Raw genomic sequence first — 15,766 nt, forward strand, 5'->3', positions numbered from 1 at the left:
CAGCGAATTCCTGAAAGGAGAATTGTCAACAGTTTAAAACAATTCTAAATTCAGCTCTAATAGATTAATACGAAATGTTTAATTTAATTGTTTCATAAAAATTTTCTATTTTGCAAAAATAACAGCTTCATTCGGGAACAAAAGTAATCCGCCAGTGTCCAACTCCTTTTCTAATTCAAAAGAGGAAGTTCGATTTTTTGTGCTGAACAGAATTTGATTTAGATCCCATTTTCTTGGATAAGAAACATTCACAGGTTTTGAGGAAAAGTTTAAAAAGATATATGTTTCTTCTTTGCCTTCTCTTCTTCGGTAGTAAAGCACTTGTTTGTTTGTGCTAAGTAATACTTTTAATTTACCTTTTCTTAAAGACTTTCTATCTTTTCTTAACTGAATCAGTTTTTTATAAGTAAAAAAAAGTGAATCCGGATCTTCTTTTTGAGACTCCACATTGACTGTGTTTGCCTCTTCATATAAAGGAAGCCATGAGGTTCCAGTTGTGAATCCTGTATTATCCGACCCATTCCAAGGCATAGGAATTCGTTCTGGGTCACGGCCTGGATGAAAAGGCCAATAACGTTTTCCTACGGGATCTTGGATTTTATTGTAAGCAACTTTCTGGCGTTTCATTCCAATCTCTTCACCGTAATAAAGAAATGGTGTGCCACGAAGAGTTAACATCATACAGGCGGCAAGTTCCGCACGTGCTTTTGTGTCGGCACCTTTTTCATACCTAGTGATATGTCGTGGGAAATCGTGATTAGAGAGAGTGTAGTTTGGCCAATTGTCTTCCCCAAGTGCCGATTCGAAATCTTTTACAATTTGAAAAAATCGTTCTGCTTTCCATGGAGAGAAGAGGAACATAAAATTAAAAGCAAGGTGTAATTCATCATTACGACCACAGTAAGTAGCAGGTAGGAGAACATTTCCAGGAAAATCTTGCATGATTTCACCAACAAACATTCGTTTTTCGGAATAGGAATCGAGAAGTTTACGCATACGACGAAGGATCCCATGCATTTCGGGACGGTCCCGATCGTAAGCATGGACTTGTTTGTCGTAAGGTCTTGGACCCTTCATAAAATAAGAAGCATTGTTACGTAAAAATTCATCTTTTACGTATAAGTTTACAACATCCAATCGAAATCCATCTACACCCATATCCAACCAGTACTTCATCATTTTGAAAATGGCATCTTCTACATCGGGGTTACGCCAATTCAGATCCGGTTGTTCTTTCAGAAAGGAATGGAAATAGTATTCGCCGGTTCGTTTGTCATATTCCCAACCAGAACCACCGAAGGCACCCAACCAATTGTTTGGTGGGCCATTGTGGTTTGGTTCCTTCCAAATGTACCAATCTCTTTTCGGGCTATTGACAGAAGATCTGGATTCAATAAACCATGGATGAAGATGGGAAGTATGGTTGACCACAAGATCCATGATGATTCGAATCCCACGTTTATGAGCTTCTTTTAACAATCGTTTGAAGGTTTGGATGTCACCATAAACAGGATCAATTTCTTCATAATCAGAAATATCATATCCAAAATCAAACATAGGAGAAGGATACACTGGTGATAACCAAATGGCATCAATTCCAAGTGAATCTTTGGAACCTGCGAGGTAATCCAATCGATTGATGATTCCTTCTAAATCACCAATTCCATCTCCATTAGAATCTTGGAAACTACGCGGGTATATTTGATAGATGACTGCTTCTTTCCACCATGCCATATTAAAAATTAATCTCCATGATTCCTTGGTTTTCTTTCACACGTGCGACGGACAAAATTCTTTCTTTGATGGCTAGGAGTAAACCCGTGTCTTCAATTTTTCTACCATCTTTTGTTTGAATATGAAAGGAGTCATAAGCAAAATCCGCACTGGTAGAGATCCTAACAAAAATGACTTCTAACTCAAAGTCGAGTAATGTTTTCAAAATTCGATACACAAGCCCAATAGAATCGGGTACTCTTACTTCTAAAACAGAATAAAATTCAGAAATGTCATTTGAAAATTTTACCAACTCTTCCACCATTCCATCGGGTATTTCTGGCAATGTTTTCCAAATGTTAGTTGTGGAGGCAAGGTCTTCGATATTGGTTTTCCCTTCGATACATTCTGTTAACGTAAATTCGATATCTGCAATTTGTTTTTCCGCAATGTCCCCACTACCAAATTCATCGGTGATTTGCGCTTGTAAGATGAGTTGGTTTTTTTCGGTTCGAAACAATCGTAATCCCACTAGGCTGAGTCCTAATGACGATATGGTCCCTGAAAGATACAGTAACATCTGTTTGTCTGGTTTTGCAAAGATGGATAAGGTAACAAAAGCTGGTTCTTTTTCGGTAATCATTCGGAAAGATAATCCAGAATTTTGCCATTCATAAAGCAAACCAAAGTGTTGGAAAACACGTCTTGGTGTATTGTAGTTTAAGTAAGAAGAAGGTTTGATTTTCATTCCAAACTCTACAATGTGTTCGGATTGTTCTGCAGTGAGACCTTCTTTTTCGATTAAGTAGGTTTCTAAAGTAGATTCGATCCGTTCTTGAGTATCGGTGAGATTTCCTTTTTTTTGTAAATAGGTGAGAGTGGAATTAAAGAGAAAATGTAAAATTTCCTTTTTCCAATTAGTTAAAACTCCTTGGCCCACTGATTTTGTATCAATGATGGTAAGGATGTACAATAGTCTTAATGTGTTTTCGTTAGAAAATTGTTTTGCAAAAGATGAAATGAGTTTGGGGTCATAAATGTCTCGTTTGGATGATAACTCTGACATCACAATGTGTTCAGCAACTAAAAATCGTAAAAGTTCTGTGTCTTCTTCCGACAATCGAAACCTTTCCGCAATGATGAGAGCAAGCTCTGCTCCGTATTGGCTATGGTCTCCTTCTTTTACTTTTCCTGCATCGTGAATGAGAATTGCGAGAGCTAAAATTTCAATTTTTTCACAAACATTAAATACGTCTTGGACTTGTCGATCTTCCCATAAATCAGCAATCAGAACATCCAACTCTCTTAAAATCAAAAGTGTGTGTTCATCAACAGTGTATTGGTGATGGTAACTAAAAAGAGGAAAGTTTGTACAAGCTCCAAATTCAGGAATGAGTTTTCCGAGTATGTTACATTCATGCATCAGTGTGAGTGTATGACCAATTCTGTTTTTTTTGCGTAACATTTCCAAAAAGGTATCTAAAACAGATTTTTGATTTTTGAAATCATCATCTAAGAAGTGTGATGCGAATCTAATTTGATTTAAATCGATACGAGAAGGTTCTTCTTGGTTACTTTGTGATTCAGCAAAAAATTGAATGATGTCATCATACAAACTATCTGGATTGGAAAGTTCTTTTTGGATTCGTTTTTTGTTAAAATTGGTTTTTTCATCCAAATAAGTTCCAATATAAAAATACACATCCTTCTGTGCTTTATAAAATTGGCTCATAAAGGATTCGAGAGTTTTGATTTCGTTTTTCGGACCAAATCCTAAAAATTCAGCGACTTCCGGTTGGAGTCCTAAATCTAACCGATCATTTTTTCGGCCACTGATGATATGAAGTGCGGATCTTGTTAAGAGTAAAAAATCATAAGCAGATAAAAGACTTAAACTATCCCCAATTAGATAAAAATCAAAAATACCACCGTCAGCAGAATCAGCGAGTGGATTTGTTTTTTCAATCCAATACATATGTTGGATATCACGAAGACCTAGTGGATCTATTTTGATATTGGGTTCGGAAAGTAAAATCGGGTTATAAGAATTGATGATTCGTTCGCGAAGATATGAGAGTTTCCACTCATTAAAAACTTTGATGGTTTTTTCGGGAATTTTTCCAAGGAATTCTGTTTTGTATTTTTGGAATAGAACTTCGGAACCTACAAGGAACCTGGAATCAAGAACCGCATGAAAGGTTTCGATTTGATCCAAATATAAAAAAGATTGTTTGATGGTGCGGCAGGAATGGCCTACTTCCTTTTCGTTGTTATATAAGAATGTATTGATTTTAGAAATGATTTCTCCAAGGACTTTGTCAGATAATTTTCCATCATGTAAATAAAGGATGTCGATGTCAGAATAGGGTGCGAGTTCCCTTCGACCATATCCACCGACAGCAATCAAACAAAGATGGTCTTTTAAAGGAATTCCTTCAGAGACTTCGTTGAATAGAGCACGAATGGATTCGTCGACAAGATTACTCAATTGGCGCGTAAAAAGCCTACCGGAAGAAACTGTTTTGGCTTTTGGAAAGGTCCGTTGCAGTTTTGCCTTGAGTTCTGATTTCATCATGTTAAGATGTGTTCCTACCTTATTGGACAACTTTAACATGAATCCAAAGATTAAAATCACAATTCAGTTTATTTTCAGCCATCTTTCCGCCTACCTTCTCGTTTCCATTCCCTATTTTCAATTGGTGATGAAGGATTATTATGAAGGTGATACTGCGGTTTTTCGATGGTTTCTCATTACTGCGAGCGATGGAGCGGCTTGGTCTAGAGCCATGTTTTGGTTATTTCCAACACTCGTTTTCCAGGCCATTTTAATTGTGAGTTTTCTAATTGCGATTTGGGACTGGTTTCGTTTGCAAACCTTCGGTAAACAGATGTTTGTTTTAGTTTGGATGAGGACGGTTCTTGGTGGCATTGCTGCCATTTCGCCAGCCGTTGGAAGTTTAGAAGGATTGGTTTTTATGATTCCTGAAATTTCTAACTCCATCCATCTTTATGTGGCATTTGAAATTTTTCTACAGTCCATCGTACAAGCGGGAATTTTTCTCGGTTTGGTAAATCGTTTTAAATAATATAAATATAATCATTTATGTATTTTAAGAAATTTAAATTATTCGTAGAATCAAACCTGAAAGAAAAGAATCTACTTTCTATGGGATCTTTCTTTTTCTTTGGATTGATTGCGTTTCTTTCCACCAACTTATTGTTTGCTGATGGGTGGGAATCTTCTCTTTGGAAAGATAAAACTTATAAAAACCAAAGAGTATCAAGTGCGGATCCTACAAACGGTAATGATGATTTTATCAAAATTCCAAAGAAAAAAACTGTGACCATTGCGGAGATCAAAACTAGAGGAGTCATCAAACATATTTGGATGACTCTTGCTAGTAAAGATCCCATGGCCAGAAAAAATGCGGTGATTCGGATGTATTGGGACAACCAAATTCATCCTTCCGTGGAAGTTCCGTTAGGCGAATTTTTTGGGCAAGGTTGGGGAGAGGAATACATTATGAATTCTGCCCCACTTGTGGCGGCTCCCAAAAAGGGAAAGTCTATGAATTCATATTTTCCTATGCCCTTCGAATCAGGAGCAAAGATAGAGATTGAAAATGAATCGGACGAGGATATCAGTAATTTTTACTTTTACGTTGATTATGAAGAATGGAAGGAACCACTAAATTCTAATTTACGTTTCCATGCGCAATGGAATCGAAATTCCACAAAACCTAACACGACAAATGGGAAAGAAAACGAATGGGGACTTCTTGGTGAAACAGAAAAGACCGTTTTTAAAAAGGAAAATTACTTTAACGTTCTCGAAACGGAAGGCAAAGGGCAGTTTGTTGGTCTCAATTTGTATGTAGATTCTCCCACACCACTTTGGTATGGAGAGGGTGATGATTTGATTTTTATCGATGGAAACCAAACAGAAGCCACTTTAAAAGGAACCGGAACCGAAGATGTTTTTAACACGGCCTGGTCACCAAAAGAAATTTTTATGCATCCATACTTCGGATATCCACGAGTTTCTGATTCGATTGGTTGGCTTGGCAGAACTCATTTGTATCGATTTTGGGTGGAATCCCCCATTCGTTTTGAAAGAAATTTCCTATTCTTATTAGAACACGGACATGCAAATTCCTTGACCTTAGATTTAATCTCTGTTGCTTATTGGTATCAAGGTCTGAATCCAAAACCAATGAAGGTTTTGCCGAAAAAAGAATTCCGTACCAACAAACCGGAAATTAATTTTCGTCATATCCATAAGTGGCGGGATTCATTCCGAAGCGAAAAAGGTTATGGGGAAATTTGGGGCAATGAATGAGATTCATACAGATGTGTTTGTTAGAGAAATTGTATCCCAATCAATCGATGCAATTGTTGTTTTAGATACTAATAACAAAATTCTTTTTAGTAATTTAGCATTACAATCGTTAACCGGTTTTACCGAAGACGAGTTAAATCAAAAAACGTTTTCTTTTCTTTTTCCTCCAAATGAAAAAGGGGAACAAAGTTCGATAGAATCGTTTATTAGTTCGAAAGATTCCCACTATATTGCCGGGTTTTTGAAAGAACTGGAACTGGTGACCAAACCGAAAGGAACCATTCCTGTTGAGATTCGGGCCTTTACCATTCATAATGAAAACCAAATGTTTTATGCCGCCATCATTCGTGATGTACGGGAACGTAGACGCCTCGAAGAACAAAAAAACGTACTCATCAGTAGTTTGAAACGTTTGGCTTATATGGATGAACTCACCATGTTACCAAACAGACGTTCCTTTTCGGAAAGTTTACAAAAGACAGTCGCCACGGTCAAACGCCGCAACCGCGAATCGGTCCTTGCTGTTCTCGACATCGATCATTTCAAAGTCATCAACGATACCTATGGGCATGACATCGGGGATTTGGTTCTCAAAAAAATGGCCAATATCTTTGTCGATTGCCTAAGGGAAGAGGATACGATCGGAAGGATTGGTGGCGAGGAGTTTGGTTGTATCCTCCCTGACACGACCACAGAAGGGGCCACGATCGTCCTTGACCGACTCCGGGAATCGGTAGAAAACCATCGTTTCTTCATCTTTGATAACTATTACCTCAACATCACTCTGAGCATTGGATACACGAAGGTGCATCCCATCCAAAAACCTGAGGAGATCTTGAAATTGGCGGACATTGCCCTCTACCAAGCCAAGAACCACGGGCGCAACCGGATCCAAGTTTATCCTGTGTGACATAATTTTAGCAGATTCTAATAAACTCTGCTAAAATTCGAGCCTCCAATCTTCTTCCTGCTTGACGAAAAAATACCAAATCCGTAAACTTTAAGCATAGTTTAGCACTCTAATCATCAGAGTGCTAAAGGAAGTGCCAGAAGGATATGGATCTATCCCCTAGACATCGATCTATTTTGAAAGCTTTGGTTGAGGAATTTGTATCGGACAACAAACCGGTCGGATCCAAAACGCTTTCTGAAAAATACGATATCGGTGTTTCCCCCGCTACCATTCGGTCTTGTTTAGCAGAACTGGAAGAGATGGGTTTTATTGTGGCAAGGCATACATCTGGCGGACGGGTTCCTACGGAACGCGGATACCGGTTGTATGTGGATAGTTTGGTGACTCTTTTTGAGTTAACCATGCGTGAGAAACAAAGGATCCAGGAAGAGTATCTTCGGATGCAATTTCGATTGGACCAAGTTCTCGTGGCAACAACCAAAGTTTTGGCTTCCCTTTCGCAATCAGCGAGTGTGGTTCTTGGACCTGAAGGCTCACTGGACACACTCAAACATATTGAACTCATCCATGTAAATGGTGGAGAAGTTCTTATGATTCTTGTGATGAGGTCAGGTACGGTGCTCAATCGAAATATATTTTTCGATTATCACATCTCACAAGAGACCTTGTACCAAATTTCAAGGTATTTGAATGATAACGTCAAAGGTTTTGATGTTCATGAAATTCAAAGTAATCTGATCCCTCAGATGATGATGAAAAAGGAAGGTCCAGAAGGATTTTCACAATTTGCACCATCAATTGCAAGAGCCATGGGATCGGACAGTTTGTCCGTTGATAACTTGTATATCGATGGATTAAAAAACTTATACGAAAACTTTAAGGATGAAGAGGAACAATTAGAAAACATCCTGCATCTATTTGATGAAAAACAGTTCCTCAAAGAGTTTTTTAGCGATTATGTTCCGATGGATGGTGTTTATACCATTATTGGAAAAGACGGTAATGAGAAGTTAGGTGGTGTTACCATTATTACTACAAATTACCGTATGGGAGAAAAGAGGATTGGTTCCATGGGAATCATTGGTCCTCAGAGGATGAATTATAACAAAGCATTACCTTTGATTGAATTCACCTCACAGTTAGTTTCAGAAATGATTACGAAGTTAAGTAGATAGTAGGAGGAAAAATGGCAGAAGAAACGAACGGATCCGTGGATGAACAAAACGTGTCAGTCGAAGAAGGGCAGACCATTACGGATGAAGCCATTGAACAAGCGGTAGAAGGTGCTGAGAAAGAACTCGATAACGCCAAAAAGGAAATCGAAACTTTAAAAGATTCTTGGTTAAGAGAACGTGCGGAGTTTCAAAACTACAAACGTAGAACCGCAAACGACTTGTTAAATGCAAGAAAAGAATCCATTAAAAAGTTTGCGGAAGGACTGACGGGAGCTCTCGACAACTTAGAACGAGTTTCTAATGTTCCGAACCAAACTCCGGAAGTGGTAGCTTTCGTAGAAGGGATCAAGATGGTTCAAAAGGAATTTTATTCCGTATTGGAAAAGGAAGGAATCAAACGTTTAGATCCGAAAGGAATGCCGTTTGATCCTATGCTTATGGAAGCAATTGCTTCTGAGGAAAGTGCAGAGTTTGTCGAAGAGACTGTTGTGGAAACTTACCAAGCTGGTTATTACCATGAAGATGGTGAAAACAAACAATCCATTCGACCTGCACGTGTGAAAGTGGGAAAACCACAAAGTTAATATTAGAAAGAAGGAGAAGACTATGTCTAAGGAAAAAATCATAGGTATCGATTTAGGAACCACTAACTCTTGTGTGGCGGTTATGGAAGGTGGAGATCCTGTTGTCATTCAAAACTCAGAAGGGGCAAGAACGACTCCTTCGATTGTTGCCTTTACCGCAAAGGGTGAAACCATTGTGGGTCAGTTCGCAAAGAACCAGGCAATTACGAATGCAGTAAATACAATCCGTTCTGCGAAACGTTTTATCGGTCGTCGTTTTAACGAAGCTGGTGACGAATCAAAGATGGTATCTTACAAAGTGATCCGTGCTGGAAATGATGGTGTAAAATTTGAAACCGTTTCTGGTGAATTCACTCCACAAGAAATTGCGGCTCGTGTTCTTCAAAAAATGAAGAAAACTGCGGAAGACTTTCTTGGCCATGAAGTAAAAAAAGCAGTGGTGACTGTTCCTGCTTACTTCAATGACGAACAAAGACAAGCAACAAAAGACGCAGGTCGAATTGCTGGTCTCGAAGTAGAACGTATCATCAACGAACCAACTGCAGCAGCTCTTGCTTATGGTTTTGATAAGAAAAAAACCAGTGCAAAGATCGCCGTATACGACTTAGGTGGTGGAACTTTTGACGTTTCTATCCTAGAACTTGGTGATGGCGTATTCGAAGTAAAATCCACAAATGGGGACACCCATCTTGGTGGTGACGACTTTGATAACGTAGTTATGCAGTGGATGATCGACGAATTCAAAAAACAAACAGGAATTGATATTTCTGGGGATAAAAACACCGTACAACGATTGAAAGAAGCTGCTGAAAAAGCTAAAATCGAGTTGTCTGGAACATCTTCCACTCAAATCAACCTTCCATTCATCACAGCAGATGCTTCTGGTCCAAAACATTTGGATATGACACTCACCAAAGCAAAGTTTGATGAAATCACAAGATCTCTTGTGGAAAGAACACGTATCCCATGTATCAATGCATTAAAAGATGCAGGTCTTTCTGCTAGCGAAATTGATGAAGTCATCCTTGTGGGTGGATCCATTCGTATCCCTGCGGTGCAAGCTCTTGTAAAAGAAATTTTTGGTAAAGAACCAAACAAATCTGTAAACCCTGATGAAGTGGTGGCAGTTGGTGCGGCAATCCAAGGGGGAGTTCTTGCTGGTGAAGTAACAGATGTATTGTTACTCGATGTAACTCCACTATCTCTTGGGATTGAAACTCTCGGTGGTGTGATGACAAAACTCATCGAAAGAAACACAACCATTCCTACAAGAAAGTCACAAGTGTTCTCTACTGCTGCAGACAGCCAAACAACAGTTTCGGTTCATGTATTACAAGGGGAACGTGAAATGGCAAGTGCGAATAGAACCCTCGGTCGTTTTGATCTAGTGGGAATTCCATCTGCACCAAGAGGAGTACCTCAAATCGAAGTAACATTTGATATCGACGCAAACGGTATTGTCCATGTATCTGCGAAAGATTTAGGAACAGGAAAAGAACAAAAGATTCGTATTGAATCTTCTACTGGATTGTCAGAAGAAGAAATCAAAAAGATGGTTAAGGATGCAGAAGCACACGCAGAAGAAGATAAAAAACTTCGCGAAGCTGCTGATACTAAAAACGAATTGGAAGCCATTGTTTACCAATTAGAAAAAACCATTGGTGAATCTGCTGACAAACTCGACGAATCAGAAAAACAAAGAGCACAGGACGAAATCAAACGCGGCCGTGAAGCTATGGAATCTGGTGACGTAGAAAGAATGAAAGCTTCCCGTGATTCTATCCAAGAAGTCGCAATGCAAATTGGACAAAAGATTTATTCACAAGCTGGCCCTGAAGCAGGAGCCCCAGGTGCAGACCAAGCGGGTGCTGCGGGTCAAGGTGCAAGTGAATCTTCTGCCGGTGGCGAAAAGGTCGTTGATGCGGATTACACCGTAGTTGATGAAGATAAAAAATAAATAGAGAAAAAGAAGTAAAACTATGAGCGACCGTGGTTACTACGAAGTATTAGGCGTTTCGAAAGGTGCCTCTGATGATGAGATCAAGAGCGCCTATCGTAAGTTAGCCATTAAATATCACCCTGATAAAAATAAGGGTGATAAAGAAGCGGAAGAAAAATTCAAAGAGGCAACTGAGGCCTATGAAGTGTTACGTGATGCACAAAAACGTGCAGCGTACGATCAGTACGGCAAGGCAGGTGTGAACGCGGGAGCCGGTGGAGGATATGGAGCAGGTGCTTATACAGACTTCTCTGATATCTTTGGCGACTTCGGTGATATCTTCAGTGAGTTTTTCGGAGGCGGAGGTGGTGGCGGTAGCCGCGGTGGTGGAAGAAGGTCCGGTCCTCAAAGAGGATCGGATTTACGTTATAATTTAGAAGTTAGTTTAGAAGATGCGGCCCTCGGAAAAGAATATAAAATAGAAATCCCAAGACTTGAAACTTGTGTGGATTGTTCCGGTTCGGGAGCCTCCAAAGGATCTTCGCCTACAGTTTGTCCTGATTGTTCGGGAACAGGCCAGGTGCGAAGAACCCAAGGATTTTTTAGTGTGACAACCACTTGCCCTCGTTGTAAAGGAAAAGGAAAAGTCATTTCCAATCCTTGTAAAACTTGTAAGGGTGAGGGACTAACAGAGAAAAGACGAACTATTCATATTAAAATTCCTGCCGGTGTTGAATCTGGTAGCCGACTCAAAGTTTCTGGCGAAGGTGAGTCTGGCCCGAACGGCGGCCCTAGTGGAGATTTGTATGTAGTCACACATATCAAAAAACACCCAACCTTTGAGCGCCAAGGTAACGATTTAATTGTTCAAAAAACAATTTCTTTATCAATGGCTTGCCTCGGTGGTGAGATTGAAGTGCCTTCGATTGATGGAAAGACCATCAACTTGAAAATTCCAGAAGGAACAGAGAGTGGACAAATCTTCCGATTGAAAGGACATGGAATCCCTTACCTAGGTTCTTATGGTAAAGGGGACCAACACGTAATCATCAAAGTAGAAATTCCTAAGAAACTTTCTAAAAAACAGAGAGAACTTATGGAAGAATTTGCCCGTGAGTCCGGCGAAAAGGTCGGCAGTGGCGGAAAATCTAAGTTGTTTTTCCGCTGAACTTTTGGAGTATTGAGAGCATCTATGGATAAAAAAGTCCGACTCGGAGTCATTGGTACTGGTCATATGGGCCAATACCACGTAAACGTTGCTAAACAGCTTTCTGATGCTGAACTCATCGGAATATTTGATGCCAGCTTGGAACGCGCCAATCAAATTGCTGAAAAACATAAAACAAAAGCGTTTCCTACAATTGAAGAATTGTTAGCAGAAACAGATGCTTTGGTTATCGCTGCACCAACATTCCTTCATCACAAGATCGCAAAACAGGCATTAGCTGCAAAGAAACATGTTTTGGTTGAAAAACCAATTTCACAAACTGTGGAAGAAGCAAAAGAACTAGTGGCTTTAGCAAAACAAAACAATTTGATTTTGCAAGTTGGGCACGTGGAAAGGTTTAATGGAGCGGTTTTGGAACTTGGAAAAATTGCTGAACATCCACTCCTCATTGAATCCAGAAGGATTGCACCTTATAATAGCCGAATCACTGATGTTGGTGTTGTTTTGGATATGATGATCCATGATATTGATATTGTTTTAAACTTGGTAAAATCGGAAGTGACGAATGTCAAAGCAGTTGGATCATCAATTGTATCCAACCATGAAGATGTTGCAAGTGTGGTTCTTACTTTTGCTAACGGATGTGTTGCATCTCTCAATGCTTCGCGTGCTTCCCAAGCAAAAATCAGAACACTCAATATCTCTCAAAAAGATTCATATGTATTTTTAGATTTTACAAACCAAGAAATTGAGTTACATAGACAAGCAAGTTCTACTACTCAACTTGGTAGTGGTGAAATTAAATACCGACAAGAATCCATTGTGGAAAAAATCTTTGTTCACAAAGATAACCCTCTCAAACAGGAACATGAGCACTTTGTAAAATGTATCAAAGGAGAATCCGAACCAATGGTGAAGGGTGATTCTGATATTAAAACATTAGAAGTGGCTTATAAAATCCTGGAAGAAATTCACGGGAAAAAATAATGACAAATATTCCTGATTCAACTCGCGGAAAGTTACTCATTTCCAATTCTAGTGTGATTCAGGATTTTTTTCACAAATCCGTTGTCCTTATGGTAGACCATGACGACGACGGGGCTTTTGGTTTGGTTTTAAACAAACCTACTGACCAAACCATGGAATCCTTAATCAAAAACCTTCCAGATACCGCATACTCCAGCAAACAAGTGTTTTCTGGTGGTCCTGTGGACAATATGTTCGTATCCATTCTTCATAATGGAAAACAAACAGAAGATCCTGGTGTTGAAATTGTTCCTGGTATTTATATGGCGAGAAGTTTTGATACAATGATCGAAGTTCTTTCCTCTGATCAAATTCAATTTCGTGTTCTACAAGGATATGCAGGTTGGTCTTCCGGCCAATTGGAAAGTGAATTCGAAAGATTGTCTTGGGTGGTTTCGGATCATGTGGATGAATCCATCGTTTTTAATGAAGACGAATCAGAAGTTATCTGGCGAGAAGCACTACGAAGTAAGGGTGGAATCTACAAATACTTTGTTGACCATACAAAAGATCCATCTCTCAATTGATTCACTGAATTAGTCACCGATATGAAACTACCATCCAAAAAGATTGTGCTCAGTTCGGGTTCCTCACCTCTAGGAAAAGAACTTTTACCACTTCTATTAACAGAAGGAGCACTGGTTGTCGTTGGTGACTCAAATCCTGAAGAAATTCCCAATCATCCCAATCTTCAAAAATATAAAATCGATACAACCAAACCAGAGCAGATGGAACGTTTGATTGAATCGGCCATTGAAACATTAGATAAAATAGATGTTTTTATTTTAAATTCTGAACAAATCACTTATGCGGAAGATGAAAAAGAAGATTGGAATAGATTAAAAGTTTTATTCAATGCAAACACTTTAGCCCCCATTCACACCATACAACGATTAACGAATTTAATTTCTGTTGGGCTTCATATAGTCGTAGTTAGTTCTGATTTAAGTAAAACTCCAACCCCAGGATTTGGATTGTATGGATCTTCCAAATCTGCTTTGGATTATTTTTGGGATTCCTTTCGTGGACAAATAGGAAGAGAGTTTCGATTTTCTCGAATCATTGCTTTGGAGCCGAAATTTTCTCTGCCAAGCCGACTGGCAAAGCGAGTTTTGAAATCGGTAATTAGGCCGAAAAAACGTCGGTACGAACATTTTTACCAATTGGGAAATCGATTTTTGTTAAAATTTTTACCTTTTTTAAGTTTTTTCCGAACCTTGGTCTATGCTTTTCGCCTAAAACAAGAGAAAAAGAGAAAAATTTCTTCGAACAATCTCTCTCCAACTACTGAAAATTAATCATTCAGTACTCTTTATAAACACTCTTATCCTTCCAATTCATTCGATGCTTAATTTATAAACAGAAAATCGCCACCGCTCAGTCTACTTATGTCAGATGGAGTTCCAATCCATGGTTTTGGTCATTTCTTCCATTTGGTACAAATATTGCTAACTAAGTAAGCAGAGGGTACCCCCATGTTTATCGCAGACTATAGTGCCAAAAATATATATGATGAGATGTTTTCCAGCGAAGGTTTTCCTCGCAAAAGTTATGACTTCGTAAAAACAAAAATGGAGAGTTTGGGTGGGATCGAACTCGTAAAACGTAGTACTTCGGCAGAAAGGGCTCTCATGTCACTTGGGATCACCTTTACTTTGTATGGTGATGGAGGTGAACAAGAAAGGATCATGCCTTTTGATGTCATTCCTCGTATTGTTCCAAGTGAAGAATGGATCAGTATGGAAAAAGGACTCAAACAAAGAATCCAAGCACTTAATTTATTTTTAACAGATATTTATGGAGAAGGAAAAATTCTTAAAGATAAAATCATTCCTCGCGAATTGATTGAGTCAAGTTCCGGATACCTCAAACAATGTATTGGTTTAAAACCTCCCAAAGATATTTGGATTCATATTACTGGAACGGATTTGGTGCGTGATGGAGCTGGTGCCTTCCATGTGTTAGAAGATAACTTACGTTGTCCATCTGGTGTTTCTTATGTATTGGAAAACCGTGAAGTGATGAAACGAACTTTTCCTGAACTATTTGAAAAGTTAAACATCCGCCAAGTTTATGATTATCCTTATCACTTAAGATCAATGTTAGAGAATCTAACAGACGTAGTCGATCCAGTGATTGCTGTTTGGACTCCTGGTGTTTTTAACTCTGCGTACTATGAACATAGCTTTTTAGCACAAAAGATGGGAGTATATCTTGTTGAAGGATCGGATCTCATCGTAGAAAATCACAAAGTTTATATGAAAACTACCAAAGGACTTCGTAAAGTCGATGTGATTTATCGAAGGATTGATGATACCTTTATGGATCAGTCAAGTTTTAGGCCGGACTCTTTACTTGGTGTGAAAGGAATTTTTGAAGCATTCAAAAGAGGAAATGTTGCCCTTGCCAATGCTCCTGGAACTGGAGTGGCTGATGATAAAGTAATTTATTCTTATGTTCCTAAGATCATTAAATACTACCTAGGTGAAGAACCGATCATTCCGAATGTTCCTACTTACCTTTGTTCTGAAGAAGCCGATTTAAAATTTGTTTTGGATAACATTCACAACCTGGTTGTCAAAGCTGCAAATGGTGCTGGTGGTTATGGAATGATCATTGGTCCAAAAGCAAGTAAACAAGAACAAGAAGATTTTAAGGAACTGATCAAAGCAGATCCAAGAAATTATATTGCTCAGCCGGTTTTAAATCTTTCCACAGTTCCTACGCTCATTGCAGATAAAATCGAATCAAGACATGTTGATTTAAGGCCGTTCATTTTGTACGGAAAAGATATATATGTAATGCCGGGTGGATTAACTCGCGTTGCGCTTCGTAAAGGATCACTTGTGGTCAATTCATCCCAGGGAGGCGGTTCAAAAGACACCTGGGTTCTAGGATAAAGGTGTTAT

General features: G+C 39.0%; 13 protein-coding genes. 11 read left to right on the forward strand and 2 right to left on the reverse strand.

Translation table 11 applies throughout. From position 1 onward, the window contains the following. Nucleotides 1–105: 105 nt before the first annotated feature. Complete coding sequence (locus tag EHQ70_RS16130; protein WP_135588096.1) at nt 106–1,734, reverse strand: glycoside hydrolase family 13 protein; 1,629 nt, start codon at nt 1,732–1,734, stop codon at nt 106–108. Between the two features lies 1 nt (nt 1,735). Continuing rightward, nucleotides 1,736–4,288 carry a [protein-PII] uridylyltransferase family protein gene (locus EHQ70_RS16135; RefSeq protein WP_135588098.1) on the reverse strand — a complete coding sequence of 851 codons (2,553 nt, stop codon included), beginning with the start codon at nt 4,286–4,288 and terminating at the stop codon, nt 1,736–1,738. Nucleotides 4,289–4,325: 37 nt separating this feature from the next. Between EHQ70_RS16135 and EHQ70_RS16140 the strand changes: the two genes are divergently transcribed. The 11 genes from EHQ70_RS16140 to EHQ70_RS16190 all read left to right on the forward strand — a co-directional run bounded on the left by EHQ70_RS16140 (nt 4,326) and on the right by EHQ70_RS16190 (nt 15,757). Next, nucleotides 4,326–4,799, forward strand: coding sequence for a hypothetical protein (locus EHQ70_RS16140; RefSeq protein ID WP_135588100.1), 474 nt, complete (start codon nt 4,326–4,328; stop codon nt 4,797–4,799). Between the two features lie 17 nt (nt 4,800–4,816). Then, complete coding sequence (locus EHQ70_RS16145; RefSeq protein WP_135588102.1) at nt 4,817–6,052, forward strand: glycoside hydrolase family 172 protein; 1,236 nt, start codon at nt 4,817–4,819, stop codon at nt 6,050–6,052. Further along, entirely contained in the window at nt 6,045–6,962 is a 918-nt protein-coding gene (locus EHQ70_RS16150) for a sensor domain-containing diguanylate cyclase (RefSeq protein ID WP_135588104.1), read from the forward strand. Before EHQ70_RS16145 ends, EHQ70_RS16150 begins: the two co-directional genes overlap by 8 nt. Nucleotides 6,963–7,108: 146 nt before the next feature. Beyond that, complete coding sequence (gene hrcA, locus EHQ70_RS16155; protein WP_135588106.1) at nt 7,109–8,140, forward strand: heat-inducible transcriptional repressor HrcA; 1,032 nt, start codon at nt 7,109–7,111, stop codon at nt 8,138–8,140. Nucleotides 8,141–8,151: 11 nt separating this feature from the next. Next, nucleotides 8,152–8,724 carry a nucleotide exchange factor GrpE gene (grpE, locus tag EHQ70_RS16160; protein WP_135588108.1) on the forward strand — a complete coding sequence of 191 codons (573 nt, stop codon included), beginning with the start codon at nt 8,152–8,154 and terminating at the stop codon, nt 8,722–8,724. 22 nt (nt 8,725–8,746) lie between these two features. Continuing rightward, the gene (gene dnaK, locus EHQ70_RS16165) at nt 8,747–10,681 is read left to right on the forward strand and encodes a molecular chaperone DnaK (protein ID WP_135588110.1); all 1,935 of its coding nucleotides are present in this window, start codon (nt 8,747–8,749) and stop codon (nt 10,679–10,681) included. 22 nt (nt 10,682–10,703) lie between these two features. Next, the gene (gene dnaJ / locus EHQ70_RS16170) at nt 10,704–11,831 is read left to right on the forward strand and encodes a molecular chaperone DnaJ (RefSeq protein WP_135588112.1); all 1,128 of its coding nucleotides are present in this window, start codon (nt 10,704–10,706) and stop codon (nt 11,829–11,831) included. A 24-nt stretch (nt 11,832–11,855) separates the two neighbouring features. Beyond that, a complete protein-coding gene (locus tag EHQ70_RS16175) occupies nt 11,856–12,818 on the forward strand; it encodes a Gfo/Idh/MocA family protein (protein ID WP_135588114.1) in 963 nt (320 codons plus the stop codon). Between the two features lie 8 nt (nt 12,819–12,826). Beyond that, nucleotides 12,827–13,384: a YqgE/AlgH family protein gene (locus EHQ70_RS16180; protein WP_208729584.1), complete on the forward strand. Its 558-nt coding sequence runs from the start codon at nt 12,827–12,829 to the stop codon at nt 13,382–13,384. A 21-nt stretch (nt 13,385–13,405) separates the two neighbouring features. Next, nucleotides 13,406–14,155 (forward strand): SDR family NAD(P)-dependent oxidoreductase, encoded by a 750-nt coding sequence (locus EHQ70_RS16185; RefSeq protein ID WP_135588118.1) that lies wholly within the window; start codon nt 13,406–13,408, stop codon nt 14,153–14,155. Between the two features lie 177 nt (nt 14,156–14,332). Continuing rightward, a complete protein-coding gene (locus EHQ70_RS16190; RefSeq protein WP_135588120.1) occupies nt 14,333–15,757 on the forward strand; it encodes a circularly permuted type 2 ATP-grasp protein in 1,425 nt (474 codons plus the stop codon). Nucleotides 15,758–15,766 lie beyond the last annotated feature (9 nt).

The sequence above is a fragment of the Leptospira congkakensis genome, from assembly GCF_004770265.1.
Taxonomy (GTDB): Bacteria; Spirochaetota; Leptospiria; order Leptospirales; family Leptospiraceae; genus Leptospira_A; species Leptospira_A congkakensis.